This window comes from Desulfomonile tiedjei (genome assembly GCA_016212925.1).
Taxonomy (GTDB): Bacteria; Desulfobacterota; Desulfomonilia; order Desulfomonilales; family Desulfomonilaceae; genus JACRDF01.
This window is the reverse complement of sequence record JACRDF010000046.1, coordinates 1-24,764: the sequence shown is the minus strand read 5'-3', so window position 1 is coordinate 24,764 and position 24,764 is coordinate 1. Positions and strand designations below refer to the sequence as shown.

Annotated in this window: 21 protein-coding genes; 1 reads left to right on the top strand and 20 read right to left on the bottom strand. The window is 53.7% G+C overall.

Going from position 1 to position 24,764, the window contains the following annotated elements:
• Window positions 1-132: 132 nt before the first annotated feature.
• From HY913_18875 to HY913_18785, 19 genes are all read right to left on the bottom strand, one after another.
• A complete protein-coding gene (locus tag HY913_18875; protein MBI4965348.1) occupies window positions 133-2,634 on the bottom strand; it encodes a hypothetical protein in 2,502 nt (833 codons plus the stop codon).
• Between the two features lie 577 nt (window positions 2,635-3,211).
• Window positions 3,212-4,942 carry a glycosyltransferase gene (locus HY913_18870; protein ID MBI4965347.1) on the bottom strand — a complete coding sequence of 577 codons (1,731 nt, stop codon included), beginning with the start codon at window positions 4,940-4,942 and terminating at the stop codon, window positions 3,212-3,214.
• Window positions 4,943-5,427: 485 nt separating this feature from the next.
• Window positions 5,428-5,757, bottom strand: coding sequence for a hypothetical protein (locus HY913_18865; GenBank protein ID MBI4965346.1), 330 nt, complete (start codon window positions 5,755-5,757; stop codon window positions 5,428-5,430).
• 251 nt (window positions 5,758-6,008) lie between these two features.
• Window positions 6,009-6,662: a hypothetical protein gene (locus tag HY913_18860; protein ID MBI4965345.1), complete on the bottom strand. Its 654-nt coding sequence runs from the start codon at window positions 6,660-6,662 to the stop codon at window positions 6,009-6,011.
• Between the two features lie 386 nt (window positions 6,663-7,048).
• On the bottom strand, window positions 7,049-7,879 hold the full coding sequence (locus tag HY913_18855) for a PIG-L family deacetylase (protein MBI4965344.1): 831 nt from the start codon (window positions 7,877-7,879) through the stop codon (window positions 7,049-7,051).
• A 15-nt stretch (window positions 7,880-7,894) separates the two neighbouring features.
• Window positions 7,895-8,680 (bottom strand): methyltransferase domain-containing protein, encoded by a 786-nt coding sequence (locus tag HY913_18850; protein MBI4965343.1) that lies wholly within the window; start codon window positions 8,678-8,680, stop codon window positions 7,895-7,897.
• A 324-nt stretch (window positions 8,681-9,004) separates the two neighbouring features.
• A complete protein-coding gene (locus HY913_18845) occupies window positions 9,005-9,505 on the bottom strand; it encodes a hypothetical protein (protein MBI4965342.1) in 501 nt (166 codons plus the stop codon).
• Window positions 9,506-9,834: 329 nt separating this feature from the next.
• On the bottom strand, window positions 9,835-10,521 hold the full coding sequence (locus HY913_18840) for a hypothetical protein (GenBank protein MBI4965341.1): 687 nt from the start codon (window positions 10,519-10,521) through the stop codon (window positions 9,835-9,837).
• A gap of 179 nt (window positions 10,522-10,700) precedes the next feature.
• Complete coding sequence (locus HY913_18835) at window positions 10,701-11,447, bottom strand: tetratricopeptide repeat protein (GenBank protein MBI4965340.1); 747 nt, start codon at window positions 11,445-11,447, stop codon at window positions 10,701-10,703.
• 343 nt (window positions 11,448-11,790) lie between these two features.
• The gene (locus HY913_18830) at window positions 11,791-12,243 is read right to left on the bottom strand and encodes a hypothetical protein (protein ID MBI4965339.1); all 453 of its coding nucleotides are present in this window, start codon (window positions 12,241-12,243) and stop codon (window positions 11,791-11,793) included.
• A gap of 145 nt (window positions 12,244-12,388) precedes the next feature.
• On the bottom strand, window positions 12,389-12,577 hold the full coding sequence (locus HY913_18825) for a hypothetical protein (protein MBI4965338.1): 189 nt from the start codon (window positions 12,575-12,577) through the stop codon (window positions 12,389-12,391).
• Window positions 12,537-13,847: a hypothetical protein gene (locus HY913_18820; GenBank protein ID MBI4965337.1), complete on the bottom strand. Its 1,311-nt coding sequence runs from the start codon at window positions 13,845-13,847 to the stop codon at window positions 12,537-12,539. The genes HY913_18825 and HY913_18820 overlap by 41 nt, the downstream gene beginning before the upstream one ends.
• 352 nt (window positions 13,848-14,199) lie before the next feature.
• Complete coding sequence (locus HY913_18815) at window positions 14,200-15,417, bottom strand: DUF5309 family protein (protein MBI4965336.1); 1,218 nt, start codon at window positions 15,415-15,417, stop codon at window positions 14,200-14,202.
• Window positions 15,418-15,490: 73 nt separating this feature from the next.
• Entirely contained in the window at window positions 15,491-16,273 is a 783-nt protein-coding gene (locus tag HY913_18810) for a hypothetical protein (GenBank protein ID MBI4965335.1), read from the bottom strand.
• A 20-nt stretch (window positions 16,274-16,293) separates the two neighbouring features.
• Complete coding sequence (locus HY913_18805) at window positions 16,294-16,581, bottom strand: hypothetical protein (protein MBI4965334.1); 288 nt, start codon at window positions 16,579-16,581, stop codon at window positions 16,294-16,296.
• A gap of 671 nt (window positions 16,582-17,252) precedes the next feature.
• Window positions 17,253-17,999, bottom strand: a complete 747-nt coding sequence (locus HY913_18800; protein MBI4965333.1) for a hypothetical protein — start codon at window positions 17,997-17,999, stop codon at window positions 17,253-17,255.
• Between the two features lie 1,332 nt (window positions 18,000-19,331).
• On the bottom strand, window positions 19,332-21,431 hold the full coding sequence (locus HY913_18795; GenBank protein MBI4965332.1) for a hypothetical protein: 2,100 nt from the start codon (window positions 21,429-21,431) through the stop codon (window positions 19,332-19,334).
• A gap of 31 nt (window positions 21,432-21,462) precedes the next feature.
• Window positions 21,463-21,714 (bottom strand): hypothetical protein, encoded by a 252-nt coding sequence (locus HY913_18790; protein ID MBI4965331.1) that lies wholly within the window; start codon window positions 21,712-21,714, stop codon window positions 21,463-21,465.
• Window positions 21,715-22,736: 1,022 nt separating this feature from the next.
• Window positions 22,737-23,108, bottom strand: a complete 372-nt coding sequence (locus tag HY913_18785) for a hypothetical protein (protein MBI4965330.1) — start codon at window positions 23,106-23,108, stop codon at window positions 22,737-22,739.
• A gap of 573 nt (window positions 23,109-23,681) precedes the next feature.
• Between HY913_18785 and HY913_18780 the strand changes: the two genes are divergently transcribed.
• The gene (locus tag HY913_18780) at window positions 23,682-24,056 is read left to right on the top strand and encodes a hypothetical protein (protein MBI4965329.1); all 375 of its coding nucleotides are present in this window, start codon (window positions 23,682-23,684) and stop codon (window positions 24,054-24,056) included.
• Between the two features lie 502 nt (window positions 24,057-24,558).
• Here HY913_18780 and HY913_18775 read toward each other — a convergent pair.
• Window positions 24,559-24,723 carry a hypothetical protein gene (locus tag HY913_18775; protein MBI4965328.1) on the bottom strand — a complete coding sequence of 55 codons (165 nt, stop codon included), beginning with the start codon at window positions 24,721-24,723 and terminating at the stop codon, window positions 24,559-24,561.
• Window positions 24,724-24,764: the final 41 nt, after the last annotated feature.

The window sequence follows — 24,764 nt, the reverse complement described above, 5'->3', positions numbered from 1 at the left end:
TGGGAGCGGGCAGGGTGAGGGTGCCTTCCTTTTGCCTCTGGTTCCCAGGCTCTGCCCGGAAAGGCCTGTCAGTTCAGTATGGTTAGGAAGTCAGAGCCTGGGAACGAGTGAAAACAAGGATTTCCGGGCGAGTCACGCCAAAATAGTTCCCTCAACATTTACGGCCCAATGAAGAGGACTAGTTCCGCTCACAAACCGCTTGCGGTAAAGATCTATGAAATGATAACCGGGTGCCGCAATCTCGATGATGTACATAGGTTGCCTGGCGATTGCCATGATTCCGGCAGTTCCAGGAGTGCTACCCTCTACTCCACCGGGGGCACCGTCCAAGGCCACCACCACGCTTAAGCGACCGGCCGCGTTGGCAGGATCCGTCTGTCCGCCGAATGGTGCGAAAACCGCGAATGTTTGAGTGCCGGCAAAAACTGCGCCTATTCCCGGCGAACCCCAATTGGTCCAAGGCGCGTAAGAGTCATCGGCCACCGCTGCTCCGTTAGCCTGAGCGCTGGCAGCCACCCTTACTTGCTCCGAATTGTAAATGTTGGAGATGAAGCGCTTCGTGACGGAATCGGTAAATTTGGGCGTGCCTGCGTCATTCCTCAGCCGGACTGTTCCCAGGAATCTGCGGCGCCTCCCTATATCGGTGTCCTTGTCGTAGACCAAAACCCCGTCCAACCGCGCCAGGTTTTGTGCCCTGGTGGTGTCGTTGGTCCATCGTTTTGCTACCAGGCGGAAATTGAAGGGGCTGCCGTCTCCCTCGGCGAAAACGTCGTAGTTGGCGTTGTCCGTCAACGTGTTGCCGTCAATATCAATCGCGGTGTTGGACATTGTTATGGAATGGGATGGCGTCACCACCCGCCAATCATCGCTCATCCACAAAGCCGCTCCATAGCCTCGAACAGGGTTCCATGCGAGTTCAGTGTCGCTACCCCACGCGAGCCTGCCTTCGACGACCTCTTTAATGCCTTCCCCAGTAGATGCGGCTTCTGAGGCCACGCTCCGGCACTCACCGAGGTTGCCGCTCGCGTCTATTCTTACAAGCCCGAGGAACAGGCAAGGCATGGTTGGGGGCGGCACGAGCTGCAACCAGTCGTTCGCTGCCAACTCCGCAGTCAGGTCACCTACGATTCGAATTTCGTCATGCGCGGCGTTGATTGTGTCCGCAATTGTATGGACGCTTCCGTCGTTCGAGTCGCATGACCGCTTTACGAGCCGATAGTCATTCCAAGCGCCATTCGAGAGAAAGAACCCGTCCTCATAATTTGCAGCGCTGTTGTGATTGCCCGGATTGATAATACTGTTGGGGGACGAGTAACTAATCGCCTTTACACGGACAAACGGCAACACCAGCACGTCGTTAGGGCTGTTCCCTACCAGGAAAACGCTGTACCAAGAATTGGCGACCTTGGCGCCTCCGATCATTCCCGGAGAGGTTCCAGGCGAGTAAGTGGAGTCAATCTTGGCCGAGAACCTGGAACTTACATCCCAATACTGCGCAATGCTCGCGGTGCCTTGAAATTGCCCTCTCCAACGAAAGCCGGCTTTGTAATACCTTCCCCGCGGGATGTATATTTCATCCGTGTCCTTGTAAACGAAACGAGGCGGTAGGTAATCCGGGGTCACGCCCGCGAGAGCGATTCCCGATGCTCCCACGGCAATACCCGAAGCTCCGTAAGCCGCGCCTGAAATGTCCGACCAGTTGGGTATCTGGCCCGAAGCCAAACCCGAGACTTCCGCAAAGATAATGTCCTGGCCTTGGCCGTCTCCGGATGTGGCGGCCAGAAATATCCCGGACCGTCCGGAAAAATTGAGAATGTCGTCGCCGGTGTTGGCCGCGATGGTCGCACCCTGGACATTGATAAACGCATAGGAGTTCCCCGAGCCCGACCCGCCGCCGGAACCGGTCTGATCCACCGCCCAGTAGAGATCGGTAAGGAGATTGCTTCCGGAAGCCTTCAGCACTTGCCCTGACAGCGGAGAAGCGGAAAAGACCATAAATCCGTTGCCGGAAGACAGCACTATACCGGACGTTTGATCCGTGTCATCGAGCTTGCCCGACGCGTAATGGGCCATTCCTGAAGCTCCGACGGCAACGCCCGAAGTCCCGGCTGCAATCCCGCTCCCGCCTGCGGCAATCCCTGACGCTCCGACTGCTATTCCGGAAGACCCAACAGCGATGCCCAGGGCCTGTGTAGCTGTTCCACTTCCACCCGAAGCCATGCCGCTCGCGGCTACAGCTATTCCGCTTGCACCCGTCGCGATCCCGGAGGCACCGGCGGCCATACCCGAACCACCTTCCGCTATGCCGGAACCACCCCAGGCTGTCCCGCTGATTGCCGACCAGTCGGGGATCTGTCCGCTGACCAACCCGGAAACCTCCAGCCGGATGCTGCTTGTTCCCGTGCCGGAAGATGTTTCCAAGGCCAATGCGATCCCGGAGACGCCGCTTAGATAAAGAGTGTCTTCGCTGCCGGTCGCGGTAAGTAAATTGCCTTCAACATCTATGAATTTGTACGCTTCATTGCCGGCAGGAACCATCCGTGAGCCGTCGGAAACCCACGTCTGGCCCGAGGAAAGATTTCCGCTGAGCAATCGGCCTTTAATGTGCGTTGCGTCACCAACGATCTGCGTCATTGTGCAGCCTTTCTTGTAACCTTGCGGAGAGTTTCCGGGGAGGACGTTTTTGCAAAAACGCCCTCCCCGGACCCCTCCCCAAAAACTCCCCAATTATGGTGTGTTATGGCAGGTAATTTGCGTCGAAGGGTCTAGGCTCCGAAGTGGGTTGGTACGCGCGAGAAGCCACATAAGGACAATGTCAGGCCCTTGGAAGCTGCCACATGTCAATTGCCGGAAATAGTCTCCGGCTTTCCCCAGCCTCTCTCCCAACAGTCCTGCTTTGCACACCCGTCGTTCCCGCGAAGGCGGGAACCCAGGAAATCCCGCGAGACGCGGGACTGGATTCCTGCCTTCGCAGGAATGACGGAAAGTCGTCCTTCCTAATCCGACAAAAAATTAACATGAGTCAAACGTTGCCACGGGCCTCTTCAAGAAACTCTATTTCGTTTCTGCTGGGCAGGCTTCAGCCCGCCGGCGGAGGCTGCTCAGCAGACAGGATACAGAAGTTTTTGGAGAGGGGCGTGGGGTTGGTAGGCACCGGCGTCCCTGCCGGTGCACCTCTGAGGGCCGGCACGGAGGCCGGCCCCTACCATTTTCAAAACGGGCCTCCCCACAAACGTTCTAGTGCAGCTATCACCGTGTCGGTCGATATCCCGGCCATACAGGGGTGGCCTGGAATCGGGCAAGCCTCTTTGTCCATGGCCCACTGGTCGTCGTTGATGCAGGGCCGTTCCAGGATCAAGGAATTGCCGTCCATAGGCGCACGGCCGTGCGTCCTTGCGATAGCAACACCCGATGCGTGATTCTGGACCGCGATGCCAGGACACTCCCCTTGAATGTTGATGATGTTCTCTTTCGTATATCCAAAATGACTGGCCTTGGAACGGCCCCACAAAACGACACCGGGGACCCCGAAAGCCGCGGCCGCGTGGTGAGCCATAGTATCCACGCTGACCATCAGCGAGGCTTTCTCCACAACCGCGAATGCTTCTCGCAGCGGCCGCTCGCACAGGTCCACATCCACTCCGTCAATCAGAGGCTCCTCCTTGGAACCTCTGAGCTGAACCACACGGAAACCTTTCTCATGGGCCCAAGCAACCACCTCCGGCCAACGGTCAAGCGGCCAATTCTTGTTTCCGCTCGGGCCGTAATAATCGAAGGTCTTGGCCGTGGACCACGGGGCTATGACTATATAAGGCCCCTCGGGGATGGTTTGAGCGAAAGAGCCCTTGTCACTGTTCCAGAAGAATCGCGGGGTCAGGTCCTTTGGTTCGGGCAGATCGAACATTCTGCAGTATGCCTGCGCCAAATGCCCCTTCCACCCGTTTGCGCTCGCCCAGGCATACACCGACTGTTCGAGCCTGACAGTTCGCTGCGCATCCAACGGGTGGTCGGCTATCTCGTCAAGATCGGGGTTGCCATCGAGAATCGCCTTTGCCCACGGCGCAAAAACCGCGAGGTTTCGGTTCGGGTTCATCTCCCGCATCATGTGGATCATTGGGGTGGCCATGAATCCGTCGCCAATGGCATGTCCCAGGTTGAGGTGAATGCCCGGTTTCATGCTTTTGCGTTGGGCCATGAACTTTCGGTGATCGTTCAGATAAACATCGGGAGAATAACCCCGAGATCCTCCTCCCGAAGCCCTGAGGTGCCACGCGATTGCCAGCGGATGGACAAACAGCCTGGCCCCTTCCACATGGAGACGCCAGGTAGCCTGAGTTTCGTCCCGGTGCTGGTTGTAGAGCAGGGTTTCAAATCCGCCTATCCTCTCCAGCCATTTTCTGCTGAATAGTATATTCGCTGTAAGGTGTTCGACCGGGACCAAATCCGAGGCTTTGTGGCGGCACCACTGGATGTTTACCTGATCGGAAAGCCCTTCTATGGTGGCGTGGCTGTACCTTGGGTCGTGAGGTTCAAGCGTTTCGATCTCCTGGCCGGGATGGAGAAACAATCCTCCGCATGCTCCAACGTCATCCTGCTTCATCACTTGTACGAGCCGCGAAAAGTAATCCGCTTCCAGCCACGAGTCGTCGTCGACTCTGAAGAACAGCGGGTTCTCGGTTTTCGCCACCTTGAGCCCGACCTGATAGGCCGCGCCTATGCGGCTGACCCGCGGGCCGGCCGCGATTCGTATATCGTGGCCTGTTCTGGTGATTTCACTGAATAGCCTGGGATAGACCCCGATGCTGTTCCAATTCACCGGAACGTCCGAGTCGTCCACAATCACGAGATCCCAGTCCTTGTATTCCTGCCGAATCAAGCTCCAAAGCAACTGGTGGAGCATGTCGGTCCGATTCTTTGTAGCCACGCATGCAGTTATGCGCATAATTCCCCCTGGATTGCGGGGAGACCCTTTTTGTAAAAAGGGTCTCCCCGCGCCCCTCCCCAAAAACTTCTATATCCTGTCCGCTGGGCAGCCTCCGCCATGAGCGGAGGCTGCCCAGCGGGCGAGATATGGAGTTTTTTGAAGGAGGCACTGCGGGAAACTTCCCTACACAAGGAACCTCCCCCGAAATTCTCCTCGCCTTCTAGTATTGGGTCCGACAAGTTACCTACATAACCAAAACGGCTTCCAGGACTCTTCGGGCCGACTGGAGTTATGCAAGCAGGGTGAGGGACCTGACGTTAGAAGCTGCTTCAAAACGTCGGAACGGGAATTTGGTGCCGCGGTCTCCCGTACCACACCATTGTCGCCGACGGCGACAATGGTCCAAAATCATGGGAGTTTTTGGGGAGGGGTCCGGGGAGGCCCTTTTTGCAAAAAGGGCCTCCCCGGATACTCTTCCAAAACTAGCAGGTTTTGAAACCATCCTAGCGCCAGGCCAAGACGGAGACGTTGATGGTGCCTGATTGTGCGGCCAGGGTCATAATGGGCTCGTTGGGTTCTTTCACCACGGGTATTTGGGGCAGGGTGAGGCCGTCGGAAGTCCAGATGATCTCTTCCGACCCTGAAACTGTCCCGGTGAGCCTGGTCTTCGGCGAGTTCCCTTCGATGTGGACGATCATTGCCTTCACGTCCGTATCCAGGGATATGGAGCGGCCAACGGTGTCCACCCCGGTGTAACGCTTGGTAATAAGCTCCGAACCGCGATCGAAGAGCGCAAATCCGTTAGCATCTCTTAATATCGGACTAATTGCCAACTTCCGCCACCTCCTTGATGGAAATGTGTTTTGGAACAGGTGTGCTTTGTGGAATGCTTTGTGGCACTTTTCAGCGCGCTTAATGGCATTCCCGCCTCAGAGGGACCGGACCCGGCGCAGGCGGTCCCTTGCAATTAAGGATCAATTATGAGCGCCGGGTCGTATCGGTAAGTGCAGTTGGAGAGGAGGGCAGGAACTTCCGGGGGAAACTTTTTTGTGTAAAAAAGCTTCTCCCCGCAATTTCCTTGCTCCTACAAGCGATCTCTTTGGTATCGAATCGTAGCGCCGAGCAGTGCCACAGGTATGTTGGACGAAACTGAACCGGAGTCCCTGGTGATCTTGAGGACAACAAGGTCCCCATGGCGGAAGTTGGTCCCTGCTGAAGGGTTTCCGCCGATGTGGCCGGAGACTTCCGCCCATGTGGACGCCATGAGTTTTGCTTCTCCGGAGTAAGCCGCGTTTCCGCTATAGTTTATCTCCTGGAAATCTCGGCCGTTGCCCACCGGCGTTTCATAGGCAATGCCGCTCATTTCCGCGCTTTCGCCGATTCTGGCGAAACCAAGCTTCCATGCCACCTTTCCGGACGCGGAACCAGTGGTCGCCTCAGCGGGAGCAGCGCTTGCGTAGACCAGTTGCACTCCGAGGCCCTCGCTCAAATTCATCTGCTGAGGGACCCGCCACACCAGATATGCGTCGTCACCGTGAGCATCCAGGGCCAGACCGGCAATCCCGGTGTTTTCCACCTCATCGAAGTCCGCGTCTCCGCAGTGCGGGAAATCAGTTTGAGCGTCACCGGATTTGCCGATCCAGGCAAAACTCTGAACAGGGCAATACTCTTCAAAATACTGCGACGCGGGTGGGGTTGACGCAGTTCTCCTGGGTGTCTTTCGCGAAATAGCAGCCATTTCCACTCTCCTATGGTGTATGTCGGTCGAGGTTCGATTGCAGGTCAAGGATTAGTAAGGACTACTTCGAGTAAACATTTGTAGGCTGAAGCGGGCCGCAGGGCAATGTTGGTCAAATCGAACGTGCTGGAGGTTAAAGCTTACAGGATATTCTCGGTCAGGTGTTCGGAACCGACAAAAAACGATCGGGTGGACCAAGTATGAGTGTAGCTACATTATGTATTTGAATGCAGTAACTATTGAAGGTGTTCTTTTGTTCCCCCACCATTTAAATACTATCATACACCAAATAGTTAGACGTGTCAACCATTGATTGAAATCACTAAGTCATGGGCAGTAACTTACTGATGTTTCACACATATGGCCCGGAAATGCCCCGACTCCTATCAGATCCTGCATTCACGGGCGAGATCTTTTACGACTTGTCTATAACTCGATGCCGGCCATCGCAGGTAAGCCTCCGCATAGCCCTCTGCCTGCCCATCTACATACCTGGCGTAATTGAGTCCGTTCCGTAACATGCACAATCTGGAGTAATTGATGAATCCGGACTGCGATTTGTAGTACGAGAGCATTTCCATCTTTTTTTCAAAGTGGGTGGTTATGTCTACGACGTGATTCGGAAAAGGGATATCCGTAGCAACCTCATATCCGTAAATCGGAATATGGTCGTAACTTCCTTTTTGAAGGGCCTCAGCCAGGACAAGATTAGCTGAGAAGTGGTCTTTGTGAGAGTCTATGCACGACGGCACAAAGACCGAGTCAGGCCTCCAGGCGTCCAGGATCGCGCTCAATTTCAAGCCGGCCTCAGTCACATGGTCACCTAAACGCTGGTCCTCGTATTGCCAGAAGACGCTTTCAAATCCAAAGTTCTTCGCAATCTCCTCCGCTTCCCTCTTCCGGACCTTCGCCAGGTCTTGCGCGACCAAAGTCGAGTCCCCTTTATCGCCGGCGGTCATGTACAGCACCAGTATTCTAGTCCCAGCCTCCAAATGCATGGCCATTGTACCGCCCAGGCCGATGATCTCGTCGTCCGCATGAGGAGCAAGCACCAAAACGCGGCCCCTGGTAATCCCCGGTTGCCGCACCAGCTTGTGAGAAAGCGGGAAATAGAATGAACTCCCGACGCACCGTATGTGCTTGAGCAGGAGAATCATTTCGGGAGAGGCCCGATCAAAAAGCAGTTTGCGCCAAATGGCTTTCAAGCTATCGAGCATGAATAACCTTCCATCCTAAATCCTGGTGGCGGCGACTACGATGTCGTTGCAGAAGGTTTTTATCGGCAGGAATCGCGACACTTTGGTTAGGAATCCCTGCAACCAAAGCCCGCCTTTGAGCCCAAAATTCTTTTCTACAAGCGGGAAGTTCGCAAAACCGTGTCTCACGAAGTCCTTGACCTGAAAACCGGATGCAGCGAGAAGCTGTGTCATACGACCAACACTGTAGCGATTGACCGTGAGGCTTTTGCCGCCGCGTTGTCCCCGAATGAATACTGTGGCACCGAACAGAGTGCTTAGAGACCGTTTGATAGGCCCGGAAACGATCAATACCCCGCCCGGCCTCAACAGCTCCCGAAAACGCCTGATCACAGCGAGTTCGTCGGTCTGATACTCCAGAAATCCCAAGGCTAAAATGCCGTCAAATGGCCCCGTGCCGAAATCCGCTTGCATAAAATCGCCGACAACAAAATCGCGATCGCTATAGATCAGGCCACAATCGGCAAAGTTTCGTTTGGAGAGTCCTACCATTTGAGGAGATATGTCGACACATTTCACTTTGTATCCCCTACGGGCCAGCCCAATTGCGTCAATTCCAGGTCCGCAACCTACATCGAGCACCGTGGAATCGGTGGGAAGGTGATTGGACAGTAGCTCCAGAGCGAAGGCCAAGCGATTTTGAAGCACTACATCGTTTGCAGAAGTGGGGAGCGTGTAAAGATCATTCCACGCCTTTGCGCTTTGGTCAAAGTGAGACAGAATATCACGGAGTTGGCTATCGTTATTGGATTTCTCGGGCATTCTTGCGTAACTCGGTTTCTTCGGACTCATACCAATGGGCGGTCATGCAGTTGATGTCATACTCGGTGCCAAAAATTTTGTCCGATTCGAGGCGGCCCGACATCGTCATTCCTGCGGAAGCAGGAATCCCGTCCCGCGTCTCCCGGGATTTCCCGGGTTCCGGCTTTCGCGGGAACCACGCGCGTCATGACGCTCTGGCAAAGTAGGCCCCGTCGATAGAGCCCGAACACCAGACTGATCGTTTAGTGGCCAAACGAGCATTACTTTTGACAACCGGTATAAGATATCCGCGTCCGTGCTCACAGGTTCTTTGGATTCAGGCTATTACTTATTTGTCATCACATCCGGCAACTTGAGCTTCGGACACATTATTCTCATCATGCTCAAATAGGTCCCGGTCATTATCTTCAGCTTTTCCATCTCGTTCTTTGCATCGGCCGGAATTTGTTTGTCGCCGGCCCGCCAAGAGTCTCGCGCCGTGGCCAGCAGTCCCTCGATGATGGTCAGATACTGTTTGACGATGCGGTCCACCTCGGGGTCTTTCGTGCCTGATTCCCGCATGTTTTTTAGGGATTCGGCCAGAGCTTCCGTAAGCTGGGATACCTTCTCATCCTCACTAGCTGCCGAGTGGGCGATATTGACCACCTTATCTATTTGGTTTTGAAGTCCCTCACACAGAGCGGGGTCCATCCCAAACGAACGGCCCATGTCCTGAATTTCCTTATCTTGCGGACCAAGATTTTGGTTCTGAGCCAAGCAGGGCGCCAAACCGATTACGGCAAAGGCCCACAGGAAGATTAGCGTTGTGGCGAAAAAACGTTTCATGATTCCCTCTCTGCTGAAAGCGGTTTCAAAATCCCTCTGCCTGAAGGAGATTTCGGACTTACCGACCCCCGACCGTTGTCGCTGAGAGCGACAACGGGCCAAGATCATGGGAGTTTTTGCGGTGGGGTCCGGGGAACGTCATTCTTGCGAACCCCGGATCGGTGTCCGGGGCAGGGTCCGGAATCGTAGGGCCGGCGTCCCTGCCGGCCAAAATGTGCACCGGCACGGAGGCCGGTGCCTACAAGGTCCCGGCTTTCGCCGGGACGACGGATGCAAAAAGGGCCTCCCCGGAAACTCTTCCAGAAATTCGCAGGTGTTGGCCCCCTGCTTTAATCTTTTAGCGCGGTCCTGATCTCTTCCAAACCCATCAACTTAATGCCCAAAAACTTGCCGTTGGCATCAAAATCGAATCCGAATTTCGCCTTTCCCAGTTCCTTGCACGCACGGCAAAGGTCGGTAAGTCGGTATTCCACCACGAAGCGCTGCCCACCGCCCGGAAGTGGTTCCACAACCGGCGCCTCAGTGCTAAAGCGGTCCTCAGGCCACATCTCGGCATTGGGAAATCGCTGGACCAGCTTTGTATAGGCCGGGTCTTTTACCAGTTGCTCTTTCGGCAGCTTCAGGCTGTCAACATCCACCATTGGCGGATCGCCGTTCACGAGCAGGTAACCGTAGTTGGTATTGGCCCTGAACGGATACGCTACATAAGCGATGTCCACCGGGCCGGCTTCACGAAAAGCCCGGAGGTAGCCAGTGTTGTCGGTAAGTCTGGCAAATCCCACGGCCTGCGGCGACGCTCCATGCTTTTGCATGAACGAGACAAAGCACTCGCCGAAGTCCGACGCCTTCTTTGAGCCGCATTCCTTGAAGACTGATTTGATATTCTTGTCGGCCTCCGTCCAGATAGCCTCTGGACCAATCGGTTGCAGCGAGCCTTTATCCGCGGAGAAGCAGATCTGAACGAAAAAAAGAACGCAACAAAAGGCCGTCAGAATAAGGAGCGCAGACCTTTTCACAATTTCCTCCTTCGGAACCGCTAACAACAGTAAGAAATAATTCTACCTGTATCCTTGTCCACGGAGAACTCTGGTGTCAAGGAAAGACGTGGCTGGCAGGGGAAGCAAGTTGGCATCTTATTTCACCAGCGACGCCAACTTGATAGCCTTGACGCGGTTTTTCCTCTTCGGAGAATGAACTACCTGGGAGCGGATTCAGGTTCAGATCCGGCTGATTCCTGCGCTTTTGCGGCTGACTTTGCCCTTAGCTTTCTCGATCGGTCTTCGTATTCGATTGCTTTTTCAGTGTCGTCGGTCATCCAGCAGGCCTGTGCCAAGGCGTCGAGCGGTTCCTCGAGTTTGGGGTGGTCAGGCCCCAGCGCCTTTTCCTTGATTTCCAAGGCCCTTGTCAATGGTTCACGGGCTTGTTCATACTTGCGCGCCTTAATAAGAGCAACGCCCAGATTGTAATAAGCAATTCCGACAGAGTCGTCATCAGCGCCGAAAAGGCCCTCCCGGATGCGAATAACCTCTCGGAACGACGCCTCGGCTTCGTCAAACCGAGAGGTCTTGGCCTGAGCACCTGCCAGCGCTTCCAGCATGGTGGCGAATAAGTAGTGTTGTCTTCCGACTTCTTGTTCCAAAATTGGCAATGCCCTTTCAAGAAGGGGCTTTGCCTCTTTATACCTCTCAAGCATGGTGTACACGCCAGCCAGTGCCGACAAGGCGGTACCCATGTTTAGCCTATCTCCTTGGGAGTCCTTCTCTGCCATTTCCAGGAGACGGCAGGCAACCGGCAATGCGTCTGCAAACCTGCCGTGTTGGAGCATCTGTCCAAACTCCTGAATGGCTTCGTTGTAGTAGACATCATGAGCCATACAGGGAACGGAGAGGACATACCATGCTAACCCAATCAGGCATGTAAGAAACCACAAATTTCGTCTCATCGAAGCCACTCCTTTCCATTACATGGAACTGGCTCCACAGCGGTGCCCCCGCCGCCGGATTGTTGTTTTGTATCAGATGACCATGCCTATGGCCAGCACTTCCATCGGGGAAAGCCAACTCCTCAGTTACTCGGGGCGTTACACCAGCATTGCCAGGACGTCAGCCCGAACCGATCTCGGCGGGGAGAAAATGCTTTCCCGCCGAACGCGAGACGTCGCTCTTCGCAATGACAGCTCACATCTAGTGTGTTACGACAATAATAGCGAACTGGTATAAGGCGCAACTCTTCCGAGTCGGCCGTAACCCAATCTCCACAGGGGGCCTCACTTTTTTGTCTGCCAGTTAACGGTTACGGAGCCATTTGTTGAAATCGCTAGGAATCTGGCCCCAGTTAAGTCGCAGTTCGCCCTGGACCACAAAATCGGGAATTTTGAACTTCTGTCCGCGAACATTGATTTCAAGAGGGCCGGCCTCCTGTTGCCCGGGTGAAGGTGGCATTGGGCCACCAGACCCTCCATCGGCATGGCCTTTGGTAGACCCCTGTTGGAGATGCTCCGCAAACTGTTTGGCCAGATCGATCATTTTCTCCGCGCCCAGCTTTGGGCCTTCTTTTCTGAGCCACTCGTTGAAAGCCGGCCCCAGACCAAAACGATAGGAGATCTCGTCGGCCACGTCGGTATAGAAGTCTCGTTCAGGGAACGCAGGCAAATTGGGGTCCCTGGCAGGCCAATAGTAAGCCCCAAGAAAAAGAACGGCCGAAAAGAGCGTCTCAAACCCCTCTCTTGCTATGAACATGATCCAGAGAATGTGATCAGGGCATTTATGCAGGTTGACCCTGAAGAGCTAAAAAGGTTCGAAGAAGAATAGTGGTTGTAATGGAGAGAAGAACCAAACGCAAAAGAAAAAAATCGCCAATCGTCCCCGCGTTTCGCTGGTGCGTCTATCTCTTTGTCAATTCTCGCTTGATGTTATCGAAAAGAGGGGCAACCAATCGCTGAACGAAAAGAGTAGGTTCCTCCCTTTCCGCCTCAAGGATTTTTCGCTCATGCAGATTAGGAAAGTACTCTTTCTCGAATTCATCGAGGGTTCTAAACTTTTTTCTTTCTCCCTTTGTTATTTTTGTCATCATCTATTCTCCTAAAGTAATTTCTGAAGAACTGTTGATTCAACTCAGCGGGGAAATAGCGCTTCCGTTTTATCCAAACAAAACCATCGCCTTTTGAGATGACGGCTACGTCAATAGGTTCCCCTACGGTTTCCGCCTCCATAGACATTTTCCGCTTGAATGAAGTTAGGCTAACCAAAGATTCTGCCATCAACGCTAGCGCGTCTTTGGGAAGCATAGTTACGACCTTAAGTACGCGGCTCGAAAACTCTTCCTTTTTAAACTCAGCCAACATTTTCTCAATGCCTTCAAATTGCTTCTGGGCTTCATCCGCCAATTTTGCCTTTAGCCCCTTCTTTTGAGCATGCGTCAAGTTGGGGATGTTGTCAATAATGACCTGGGGATACTGGTGCAGGATATTGGCAATAAGTCCTTTTGTGGTTCGCTCATATAAAGGGTCAACGCCGTCCATAAATCGAACCACCATTTCACTTTGCGCAAAAGGCGCGATTGATGCTCCCGTCCCAAGCCCCAGCTCCATTTCGCTATCGCGCACATATCGCAATACGTTGGCTGCAATACCATCAATCGAGAAAGAAACCAGGGAAGGGAACGCATCATCTGTGCCGAACCCCGCAACCACCAAACCAGAGATTCCCGTATGTGCCAGCGGAGATCTGCTAAAGTATTCAAGTGCAATATTGTTAATAGTTCGTGATGTCTTCTGGGACAGGGGCAGTTTCTCGAAAGCTTCCTTTTTGTACTTCTCTATAATTCCGATGTATTTCCTCTTGAGATCACGTTTGTAATCTGAGGGAAGATTCTCCAGTAATGGTCCCTTCAACCAGAACTCATAGTGCTGTTTAATCGCTTGAGAGGCTATTCTCTTGATGCCTGTTTCCGTCAATCGAACACCAGCGCACATTTTGTCATTGGCTGCTTTGATTACCTCTTTTGACAGGAAAGAGAACAATGCCGAAAGGGATGCAGCCACATACTGTTCTTGATGTGCCTCGCTAGAGATTGTCGATGCCGTCCCCAGGAAAGAAAGAAACCTATCAGCATATATACGGAGTGAAGGGAAATGTTGAGTGCCCAATTGTGACCGGTACATTTTGATTATCGTCTCCCATGGGATACCCATGAAAGAAGCACTGCCATAGACCATTATCCCAACCGGATGGTATTTAGACAGACTGAAAATCTTGTTGGCAGAGGGGAAGATCTTGTGACTTTCCTGGTCCCTCATCGTGACGGCACTATCCGCCGCAAGGGCAACGGCCTGATTATTCATGATGACTATTTCCGCGGTCATCGGAAAACCTGTCGAGGATGATTGGTTATAGGAAACATGTAATCATATCTTAATCGCGAGCACGTTGTCAAAATATTCTACAGGTAGACACGTAACCGCAAGAAGACAACGCTGAAAGCGATTAACTCTTATCATACTCGCGCAGGCCGTCAACTGAAATGCGATGATTGTGGTCCGTAGTGCCAAGTGCATACTTCCGAAAAAGTTTTTGGAGAGGGGTGCGGGGGGTTGGTAGGCACCGGCGTCCCTGCCGGTGCACCCCTGAGGGCCGGCACGGAGGCCGGCCCCTACCATTCACAAAAAGGGGCTCCCCGCAATTGTCCCCCTAAAGTTAGTCGGCCGGAAGGCCGTAGATCATGCCGATGTTGGCTCTGGGGTTTCGAGCCACAACTCCATAGGTCTGGAAGGAGATCAGCCAGCGCTGGTAACGGCCCTGAGTGGGAATCTCCTTGCGTTCGATCTGGTCATTGGCAAAGAACCCGTATTCCATTTCTTTGAAATTCACCATGATCAGCGTATCAGGCCTCATGTACCTGTCGGAAAGGATCGGAAAACGCTTGCCGATCTTCGCGTCGAAGGTGTCAACGTGGAATCCTATGTCCTTCTCGTCTTTCTCCATCCGGCGGTATGAAATGTCGAAATCATGGATGTACTGATGTGTGAGCGGATGGCACACAATCCACCAGTTGCCTGTGTTGTAGTTGGCATGCTCGTCGAGCCACAGGTGGCGGGCAAGATTGTCCAGGTCGGTCTTTGTTAGCGCGGCACCTGCTTTGTTCACGAAAACATTCGGATTGGAGAGTTCGGCCTGGGTTATTATCGGCCAGGTGCAGATGCCGCACATGGTCGGCTCTTCGGTCTTATTGCCGTACACAAAGTCCGAACCATCGTGGTAAGGCCTGGAGCGAAGCACCGCATAAGCCAACTGGCGTCTGAGCTTGGCCATGAGAGCCTTGACTTGATGATTGACCTCGTCGTTGACCACCTCGTACTTCGTGTTCTTGCGGGTTTTGGGGATCTCGAAGGTTTCCGCATGGATCTGAGTGCCCACCTCCCGGAAGATCCTGTCGAGTGCGCGAGGGTCAGAGGCATCCCGATAGTCGGACCATACCTCGGCGATGATATCCCAATAGACAGGCCCGGTGTCATCGCTCAGGGTGGTGTTGCCATATGCGGTCACGGAAGCGGTCAGACCATCGACCGAAACCGCTTTGGCCTGAACACCGTCCGACGGCCGTTCAAGAATGGTGCCCACGCGAACGGCTTTCCTTACCGATTCCGCATTGACCGGCTGGCCGAACAGGTGTCCGGAAAAGGTGAGAGTATCGCCGGTGAGCCTTGCAGTAATTCGCGACGGATATCCCCATTCCTCCATCCATCGAACCACGGGGCCGGCTACCGGATCACCGATCTTAACCTTGGACAGAACGTCGCTTTCCTCCTGGACCACCTTGTCGAGCCCACCTCGGAGGATTTTCTGAAGGGAGCGTTCGGATTCAGGGTCGCCCTGAGTCCAGAGCTTCATAAAGTCAGAAACATTTCCAGCCATTGCAATTGTCTCCTTAATTTGTTGGTTGTGATTCCAAAGGGCCCGGGCCTTCTCGGCAAGCGCCCCATATCAATTAGATTTTGATGGTGCGCAGACCCGCGAAAAGGTCATCCAGGGTCTTTGCGTCCTTAATTACCCGATCCAGGTCCTTGTCCTTGTCCACGGGTTCGCCCATTTCGCCACCGGTCTCAACAGCGGCCTGGTTCCTTATTTCCTTGGCCGCGGCCGCCCTGAGGCGGGATTTCTGCGAGCTGTTAGATTCGATGTCGCGGATGATGGCCCCGACCTCTTCCGGCCGTACTCCTCGGTCCATGATCAAATGTTCCACAAGGCGCTTATGTTTTTTCAGGCCTTCGTTCTTGGGATCATCGAGGAACTTTTGCAGAAGCATCTTGAAGTTGCGCTGGTCTTTGAACGCTCCGTCGATCCTCCTCTCCATCATTTGCCAGAGTTCCATCTGGGCCCGCTCCACGAGCTTGTTGATTGCCGAAAGCGGGTCAGCGTCGTACTGGGAACGAAGAGACTGCAGGAAAGTCTCATCGTCCGCTTTTTTCCGGAGCATCTGCGCATCCATGCCTGTCTGTTCCAGCATGCGGCGATAGGCTCCCGCCTGTTCCTCCATGGCCGCAATTCGAGTCTCGAGGGTCCTGTAAGTATTCAGGAGTTCCTCTTGCGGCGGCATGTCGCTTCCCGGCTCAGGCCCGGGGGATTCCGCCGCCTGCTCTGCTACTGGAGCCTCCTGGGAAGGTCCAGAGTCCGCGGTTCCCGGATCGACGTTTTCAGCGTCGATTTGGTCAATGGCTTCGCTGCCGGGCTTGAGCCTTTTTCTCTCCAGCAATTCTTTCAGATTCACCATTTCCTCCTTCCGGCGTCGTACTATTTCATGTGAGGCCGGGCTTTGATGTAGATACGATCCAGTTTGTTCAGAACCAGATCAATTCCCGCGACAAAACCGCGGTTGAATTCCAGGTTTTTGTCCTTGTCGAGGCATTCCATGATCTTGATAAACTGCTCCCGTTTGAGCATTTCCACGAATGCCGGCAGGAAGAGATTTTGCCAGGTTGGGCCGGAAGCCGCTTCCACAAGCCTTTCCTCGGTCTCCTTTTCTGTGTCCTCGTCCCACCCGTCGCGGAAAAGCAAATAGTCCCTGTAAACCATGGACATGGCACCACCCCCTTTCATGTGGCGATTTACATGAAGGAATTATGAAAAACGCGAGTCACGATGAAATGATGTTAGTTGACACGTCCCGGTGAAGTCGGGAAACGTGAGTCTATAGCAGTTGCCAAAAGAAATGTCCGATAGCGTGGTCCAGGCTAGTCTGTTGCCAGCAACCATCGGCGGGCATAGCCCACCCCAGGAATGGTGGGACGGGCATCTTGCCCGTCATTCTAACAGACAGGCGAGACGGCTGTCCCACCAATATAGGGCGTGCCATGACCGTCGGTCCCGAAATCCCGATGGCGGTCGAAGACCGTCCCATGCCCGTGGCGGTAACACCGCCATACCATATTGATGGCTTGCCATCTCAAATGGTTTCGAAATTGATTTGGAGCAATTCTCGTTCTAGACCGTGATAATTGCCGGCGCTGCAGGCAAGGAACCCATCAACACTAATAGTGAGATAGAGGCCGTCCACCACGAAATACAGACGTCATTTCGGTCGAGGCAACACATGAAGGCAGAGGTCCCACGTGACGCAGTCGAGTACTAAGGCCACGGGCAGATGCTGTATTTTGGAATTGTTGGGTTACGGACTCAGGAAAGACCTCCTACAGCCTTCATTCCGCATAATATCTAGTTGAGGGGCTCCCTGCTGAGTCAGTTGCGTTGGACTAAGGTAGCCGCGTGCGATAATGATTGATACGTTCGAGGAAATGATAAAATCCATCAGCGACGCATAACAGAGCCGCCACACAGATAGGTTCCAGTGAAGCGCGGAATGGTTTGGCTGCTACTGAATCACACCAAAAGAATCCTACGATCTCGTACTCTCGGGGATCCTTACAGGTAGCATCAATTAGTTCACGTCTGATTCTGATTGGAACTACCATAAGTGAGTTGTAATGCCTTGCCCAGTCGGGATTAGGGTTATTGAACCCGTTGCGCTTGGCATATTGCCTCAGCTCGTTGCGAACATAGGTAGATTTGTGCCTGAAATAGATCTCTTCTAGAGGAGCACATTGGCTTATTCTGAAACGCTCTCCGTCATCTGGCCGTCCAACGTTCACGTTGTTGCTTCGTACCACGGAAGCATATTCAGGATCGCTGCCCGTACTTACAATTAGTTTCAGTGTCGAAACAATGGGCTGTTTGGTCACGTCTTGCAGAATCTGAGAAAGAATGTCAACAAGGGTCTGTCCGGTATCACGAACCGCCTTACGAAGCGCGCGCTCATCCAATTGTCTCTGCTGGCATTTAAGGTACAGGTCAAAATAGTCGTCTCGAATGCGGTCTGTAGCAGTGTGAAGCCTGTTGCAGGTTTCGCGGAAGGCTCGTCCAAAGAGGAACATAGCGCCTCTTTGGAAGTGGTGCAACAGAAAGTGAGCAATGCCAAATCCTGCCTCCCCAATCCCTGACATGACGTTTCACCTTTCCGCGGCTGTAACAGGAAGCGGCATTATGGATGGATACTGACACCTGAAAATTGGTGGAACAGGTACGCCATCTAGGCTAACGGCTCAGCCGCTCACCCTTTAGATTTGTTCTCTCGGGGATATTGTTCAGCGAATTCTGCTATGAGTTTGTCAAAACTTTCCTTGCTGAGAATTGGTCTCGGCCTGTAGGAAATATTCTCCCGTTCCGCATGCCTTGTGCTTTCGCGCTTCCTTGGGGTGGAGTCGGCCGACAATCGGCTCCCTGTCTTCACTGCGGGTTTAGACATAATCAAACTCCTTGTGCTCCCCCTGAGATCCAACTCTTAACATTTGAGAGCACCAGACTTCCTCCGTAACTGCGCTTCGAGTCTTCTTGCGAACGACAAGGCCATCGCCTTGCATCCAACTCTCATTAATTACCCTTCATATCATATCTCACGGGGCCTTTGTCAAGAAGGAACATTCAGCCAAGGTCACCGGTGCTGCTGCCGAAGGGTCGAGGCACCTTCACATCGACATTGAAGTTCAACCTTACCACGTCGTGCACCACCAATCAAATGGATCATTCGGGAAAAAAACTGTGTCATTCCGCTCCAAACTCCGGTTGCAGTTCCGACGTCGCAGATGTCTCGTGTTCGAACCGCTTTGCATCCGGAGAACTCAGCTTTTCTAGCCGCTCCCCAAACTCTGTCGCCTTTTTCTTCTCGTTCCCAGGCTCCAGCCCGGACATACCGGGATATGTCCCGCACAGCATCTTGTGGAAGGCAAAGCCTCCCGGTACCCGTTCCCCGGCTGGAGCCTGGGAACGAGGAATCCTTAAATCCCCAATTGCTTTCAGCCGTCACTAGAAGCCGCATGGGCCGCAAGTTTTCCGGCATGAACGGATCGCCCCAGTGTCGTTCAAACAAGGCCTGTTCCACTGCTTCGAAGAGTTCTCCTGGAGTCGGTTGTTCATGAACTGTTTGGCTTTTCTGCTGTTCTTCGCGTGAGCGGCCTTTTCCTTTTCCGGGTTTAACTTTGGCAAAGAAAGCTCGTTTAGCGTCATCCGGAAGATCGTCAAAGTGGAATGGAATTATGCAATTGGCAAAGAAGAGACTGCTTAGCCTGTCATCGTCCGGACCTGCATCTCCTGATCCTGTAGGGGCGCATGGCGTGCGCCCGCATCAGGGCGACCACCGGTCGCCCCTACAGGAGCCAGGGGATGAGAACAAGAGCGGACATCCTGTGACCAGCGTGATGATCTCCACGGAAGTGGGGCATTCTTTGTAAAGTGAACAATTCCGTCTGCAAAAAGGTCCTCCCCGCATTTCCTCCATGTCATCCCCGTCCGCCTAGCGCTCCCGCGGCCTGGAGCTGTAAGAGTTGTGCCAGGGCGTTCCGGTCGGTTGGCTCAGGCCCCAGCGGTCCGCCGTCTTCCACGAGGCGAGTGGGCGAGTTCGGCGGCTCTGGGGTTCCACCAAGCCCATTCTCACCGTGAGCCATTATAGCGGCCATCATCTCTTGAGACGGCCCGGACCGCGGGTCCATCCTGCTCAGGACCCTTTCCACGCCGTCCACACCGATCAAGTCCAGATATCGCTTTATGATTTCCGAGAATGAGATCTGCACACCTTCCTGGGCCAAGATCGGCTGAAATTGCGCCAGAGTGGGAAGGACTCGTTCGATGCTCTGGGCCTTTGCCAGCCGAGTCGAGTCCTGGCGGGTGATGGTAGCCACCACCCTGAAACGGCCTGCCTGAATCTCACGGGCTGTGACGATGAGAGGCACATCTGTTCCATTGAAGTCCCGTACGGTGATGGTCTGATCTTCCAACAGGAACTGCTGAAGCATCGCAAGCGCCACCTTGCCAAGAGGCTCCAGAAAGCTTCGGGCGAATAGGTCCGTCCTGGTCGTAAAAGGCATTGTGGATGACTCTTGCAGGATGTGAGCTTCCGTGGCTGTCTTTCCCCTCGTCGTGAGCCCGAGAGTGGTTTCTGAAACCGATGTGCGCCTTTCCAAAAGGCCGTTGAGATAATCAATAAGGCTGTTCACCTCCTGCTGAGGGAAGTTCAGCGATGGAAACGGCAACACATCGTTGGGATCGTCAACCGTCCAAACCTTGCCCGGATAGACCACATCGCTTTCAGTACTTATCTGCCGGGCCGCGGAAGACCCTCGTCTAACCATGAGCTGTGCATTGGCCGTGAGCCTGGCATTGTCCTGGGACTGGCTTATGAACTGGGATATGGCATGAATCAGGTCCAGGTTGCTCTCAACAGCGCCGACTCCCAGCGGGCCGGCCATAGGAGTGTAGTGCGCTGCAAGGAAGGGTCGCAGCCCGGACCATAGCACGGGTGATTCCGTCAAACGAACCATTATGCCGTCTTCCGGCGAATCAGCTCCCTTTTCGGTTATGATCGTGCAGAGGCATTCCTTATGGCCGCTTCGTGTGGGAACTCGACCGTGCCATTCCCACACCGTCAGCTTGCCTATTTCATCCGCATCGAGATCGTCGCTGTCCTGGTCGTGGAGAAGTTCGTTACCTTCTGTTCCGCCGGACTGAGGCGCTGTTCTCCACCGTTCCAGGAACGCGGAGCGGTTCAGGTTATAGATGCCACGATCGAACTGTTCCAGCACATGCTCGTAGGTTTTGTCCACGGTATGGCCGATCCCGGTATGCCTTTGCACGTCACTGTGAGTGGCGGTCCAGTCCACCAGCAGCCGGTCAAGCGGGATCACCTGGACGATTGGACAGTCATAGACCGTCTCCTCGTCGTCCACCACTTCAAGCGTTTCATAATCCCATCGGTGCCGACTAACGGTTTTTGAATACCAGAAAACTTTGGCATATACAGACCCGTACAAGACCAGATGTTGGAGTATTTCGTACAGCCGCACGTGAATTTGACCTTCTGCCAGCCGGGTCAAAAGAAGCTCCTGGAGCTTGAAAGATGCGGGGAACTGAAGGTCCTCGGTTGAGGGGCCTTGCGGGTTCTCCGGCAGAATCGTCAACCATTCCGGTCCGCTGAAAATCGACTGGTAGGCCTTGTCAGCCCAATTGTCCACGATGTAAGAGGGAGACAGTATTATGTCTGCTTGCCAGCGATTCTTGTCCGAGAGCTGGCGTCTTCTGAGCCCGGCCCGGTTCTCCGAGACCGTCAAATTGGATCGAGCAGCCCATGAATTGAGTTCACGCCGATTGTGATACAGATCTTCCAGAAGCTTCCACCGCTCTATTTTCCGGCTGATGAACTCCTTTGCGGCTCCGCACCATTTGGTCACGTACGCAAAAGCGTCCTCCTGGAATTTCTTGGAAGGCGAGGGACGCGGGGCAATAGCCGGATGGTCAGGCTCGGGCTGTGGCAGCATGTCTGCGGTCATGGAAATCTCGGGGCTGAGGCCGTCATCAACCGGGAAGTCGTGCAGGGAGTCGGTCATGGTTACAATCCTATCTGTTTGGGGTTTTGAGTTAAAAGCTTGTGGCTCGATGAAGGTGCAAGTATTCTTCAGCGATGCAATCAGGGACACAAAGCTCTTCCACTACTTTGCGCCTTGCCATAGACCACATTTGGAGCCGGGATAGCTCTTTGGCGTGATCCGGAAAAGACAGATCGTATCTTTCTTTTGTGAAGCTCATGAATTCCATTTCCTGCAAAATCATACCTGCGAGCTTCATGTTGGCTTCGTAAGGGAGAGGACTCGTACCGTTATTTGTGTTCATGTGCGTAGTCCCTGTGTGTATTGGTGGTGGATTGGATTGCCTCAGGAAGGCAGCCGGTCGAGACTATCCCCCATGTCCCGAATTGCGCACTTCGAGACACAAGGCTTGGATGCAAGGGCAACAATCAGAATGTATGTTTATGCAAGAAAAGGTTAAATTCGCCGGCTGAGTTAAAGGTTTTCGGTTTGCTTTGAGGGAACATCATTCCGCGACCGAATTGTACTGGAGCCCATTGCCGGTGCGCTTCGCATACAATTCCGATCGGGGCGCAGCACGGAGGCTGCTCAAAACCTTGAGATGGACGGATTTCAGGGTAGGGGCGCTTCGAGAAGCGCCCTGATTCTGGGCGGTTCACGAACCGCGCCGTACCGACCAAGCGGTGAAACTGTCAGTTTTGAGACAGCCTCCACGCGGCGCCCCTACCCCCGGACGCAGTCGCCAATGTTTCTTATGTACGGCGCACGGCGTGCCGTGCCCATGGGGCCTAGCGTGAGGAAATATTATTTGTGATCTCACCACAAGATTGGCAGCACAGTCGTGCCAAGGGCTTGGTTATTGCTCTTTCTCGTTTGTATGCTAATAGTATGGCACAATCAGTTAGACGCGTCAACCATTCGTTGAAATGGCTATCTGGTGAAGTGACGGTAAGCCGATATAAAAGGCGTTTAGCGCGCAGATCAATTTCGTGCAAGGCCATGGATTGAACGGAATTCAGGAATGTCGCATGGGTCTGGTGTATTGAAGCAGCATTTAGCCACTATTTCAACTAGTTGTCAAAAAATCTTGCGGAATTCACGAATCGAAAATGAAATGTCCACATTGATGTAAAATCACAAGACATTCCGCGCCTTCTTGCAACAAGAGGATTTTCTGGACGCGGCCCCTGGATTCTTGTCCCCGGATGACGCAAGTCAGCAGCGTATTTCAATCGTAATGGAAAGAATTGAAGCCGTAGCTGCCTTGGCTGCTGAGGTCGAGTAATCCCTTTTTCGCCAAGTTGGCTACCTTGAGTGAAACACGTCTTATGGCGCTTTCTCAAGCGTAACTTGTCTTTCGTTCATGACCTTCTTGAAGGCCTTAGCATCCCCCGACACCTTGCCGATGATATTTACCGCGGATGCGGGCATTATCTTTCCAGGGCTGCTCACAGGCGTCATCCCAAAAAAGATGCAAAACGCCTTGCCGGTAGGCCAGTAACCGAGGTCGCCCACCTCGACCACTTCTTTGGCGCTTTCATCCAATGGGGCATCGACCGGGATGGAGAAATAGATCTCATCGCCCCACGTGCTGAACGAAGTCGTGAAGGGCAGGGCATCGGCCACTTTCTTGGCGGTTGCGGTATCATTGAGTTCCGCATCCATGGAAAGGTTGCCTATCTTGATCTTGATTTTCATGGCTTGACCTCTGGTTGGTGGTTTCTCTTTCAAAAGGGTTTACCTGTTTCCACAGGGTTTGCAAAGGAGTTTTCCCGCCGCAGTGGTTTCCATCTATCCTAAGGGGCTTATAGGAAGTGTCAAAAATAATGTCCGATTGCGCAAAGCGGTTCCGGGAAAGTAGTAGGTGCCGGCCTCCGTGCCGGCACATTTTGCCAATATAAATCAATCACGCCCCTGGCGTGACAGGAACCCCGGATCGCGGTCCGGGGCAGGCTCTGGTCCCTACTGGTTTTTTAGGCACCCGGGTTGTACAAACGGTCAAGAATTGTGGCAAGTGGTATATGGTGTCTAAGAGTCCTGCCGCAAGTCGTTACGCATGAGGGTCAAGTCAGCTCTCGGCTTATTGCTGAGACTCGCACGTCGAGAGGTAGGCTGGCATGAACCAAGGGGCAGATGTGACCGCTTGTGTTCTGGCTTTGAACATTGCCGAAAAAAAAGTTACCCCGACCTGCTAACTTCCCGCTGTAAGTACTGGACCTGACTGGAACAAGGTGATATAGGCGGGGGCCATTACAACGTGGAGGTTGAGTCATGCCAAAACCCGCTAAGCCAAGCCCCGCTAAAGCAAAACCTGTTAAAGCAAAACCCGCTAAAGCGAGCCCGGCTAAGGCAAAACCAGTTGCGGCAAAGCCTGCTAAAGCAAAACCGGCCAAAGCGGCACCAGCCAAAGCAAAACCAGCCAAGGCAGCACCGGCCAAAGCAGCACCCGCCAAAGCAAAACCTGCTAAAGCGAGCCCTGCTAAGGCAAAAGCTGCAAAAGCAGCACCTGCAAAAGCGAAACCTGTTAAGGCAAAACCCGCTAAAGCAGCGCCCGCTAAAGCTAAGCCTGCTACGGCAAAACCGGCCGCGAAACCGGCCGCAAAGAAGGCCCCAGCTGCTACCGGCGCCGCAAAGAGCAAGAGATAATAGGCACTCTCGGTCGGGAAAGTTGAGGCCAGAGGCTTTCGGCAGGATGGCGAGGCTGATCAAGCCAGGGAACCGCAAGTTGTACGCACCCACGGGGTCCTGCTGTCCTGCCGCGTCCTTACGATGATGCAATGGAGCTGAGGGGGCCGGTCTGCTCTGGGCTCATGCTACCCCTATTTCTGCTTTACTGCCCTTCCACGACTTGCTTCACGAAAGCCGACAGACCTTGCTGCGCCGTCTACAGGTGCCACATCTGCTTTTGAATCATCTTCTTTGCTCGGGGCGTCGCAAGGTAGCCTGACATGAGCCAAGAGGGGGTTGACCGCTCGCACAGCCCCGCTCCTCCTCCATCAATAGTTCCTTTTTCGCAAAACCTTCTCAAAATACCGAATGTTTATCAACCGGAATCATGCAGTGACCTCGCCAGCAGGCGCTCATTGGGCGGATAAGCGGGCCGGGGAGTCAGGAGGGTGGGGATAGAAGTCGAACCTGCTCTTAACTGCTATCGGAGGCTCGCCGCATTGAAAGGTGGCGCTACATGAGCCAAGAGCGGACTTGACCCCTCTGCGGACCGGCGTTGGTACCAAGGATTCAGTTCGAGGTCCCCGCTCTTGTGAAGATTGATTAGATCTTGAATAATCAGTTTCTCGTATTCCACACGGTCCATGTAACACCTTCCTTCTTCAAAGTGGGTTGTGACACACCCTT

What these genes read in the sequence shown, in the direction of transcription:
- HY913_18875 (MBI4965348.1), bottom strand. Translation starts at nt 2,634, where the DNA reads ATGACGCAGATCGTTGGTGACGCAACGCACATTAAAGGCCGATTGCTC.
- HY913_18870 (MBI4965347.1), bottom strand. Translation starts at nt 4,942, where the DNA reads ATGCGCATAACTGCATGCGTGGCTACAAAGAATCGGACCGACATGCTC.
- HY913_18860 (MBI4965345.1), bottom strand. Translation starts at nt 6,662, where the DNA reads ATGGCTGCTATTTCGCGAAAGACACCCAGGAGAACTGCGTCAACCCCA.
- HY913_18855 (MBI4965344.1), bottom strand. Translation starts at nt 7,879, where the DNA reads ATGCTCGATAGCTTGAAAGCCATTTGGCGCAAACTGCTTTTTGATCGG.
- HY913_18850 (MBI4965343.1), bottom strand. Translation starts at nt 8,680, where the DNA reads ATGCCCGAGAAATCCAATAACGATAGCCAACTCCGTGATATTCTGTCT.
- HY913_18845 (MBI4965342.1), bottom strand. Translation starts at nt 9,505, where the DNA reads ATGAAACGTTTTTTCGCCACAACGCTAATCTTCCTGTGGGCCTTTGCC.
- HY913_18835 (MBI4965340.1), bottom strand. Translation starts at nt 11,447, where the DNA reads ATGAGACGAAATTTGTGGTTTCTTACATGCCTGATTGGGTTAGCATGG.
- HY913_18830 (MBI4965339.1), bottom strand. Translation starts at nt 12,243, where the DNA reads ATGTTCATAGCAAGAGAGGGGTTTGAGACGCTCTTTTCGGCCGTTCTT.
- HY913_18825 (MBI4965338.1), bottom strand. Translation starts at nt 12,577, where the DNA reads ATGATGACAAAAATAACAAAGGGAGAAAGAAAAAAGTTTAGAACCCTC.
- HY913_18820 (MBI4965337.1), bottom strand. Translation starts at nt 13,847, where the DNA reads ATGAATAATCAGGCCGTTGCCCTTGCGGCGGATAGTGCCGTCACGATG.
- HY913_18815 (MBI4965336.1), bottom strand. Translation starts at nt 15,417, where the DNA reads ATGGCTGGAAATGTTTCTGACTTTATGAAGCTCTGGACTCAGGGCGAC.
- HY913_18810 (MBI4965335.1), bottom strand. Translation starts at nt 16,273, where the DNA reads ATGGTGAATCTGAAAGAATTGCTGGAGAGAAAAAGGCTCAAGCCCGGC.
- HY913_18805 (MBI4965334.1), bottom strand. Translation starts at nt 16,581, where the DNA reads ATGTCCATGGTTTACAGGGACTATTTGCTTTTCCGCGACGGGTGGGAC.
- HY913_18800 (MBI4965333.1), bottom strand. Translation starts at nt 17,999, where the DNA reads ATGTCAGGGATTGGGGAGGCAGGATTTGGCATTGCTCACTTTCTGTTG.
- HY913_18795 (MBI4965332.1), bottom strand. Translation starts at nt 21,431, where the DNA reads ATGACCGACTCCCTGCACGACTTCCCGGTTGATGACGGCCTCAGCCCC.
- HY913_18790 (MBI4965331.1), bottom strand. Translation starts at nt 21,714, where the DNA reads ATGAACACAAATAACGGTACGAGTCCTCTCCCTTACGAAGCCAACATG.
- HY913_18785 (MBI4965330.1), bottom strand. Translation starts at nt 23,108, where the DNA reads ATGAAAATCAAGATCAAGATAGGCAACCTTTCCATGGATGCGGAACTC.
- HY913_18780 (MBI4965329.1), top strand. Translation starts at nt 23,682, where the DNA reads ATGCCAAAACCCGCTAAGCCAAGCCCCGCTAAAGCAAAACCTGTTAAA.
- HY913_18775 (MBI4965328.1), bottom strand. Translation starts at nt 24,723, where the DNA reads ATGGACCGTGTGGAATACGAGAAACTGATTATTCAAGATCTAATCAAT.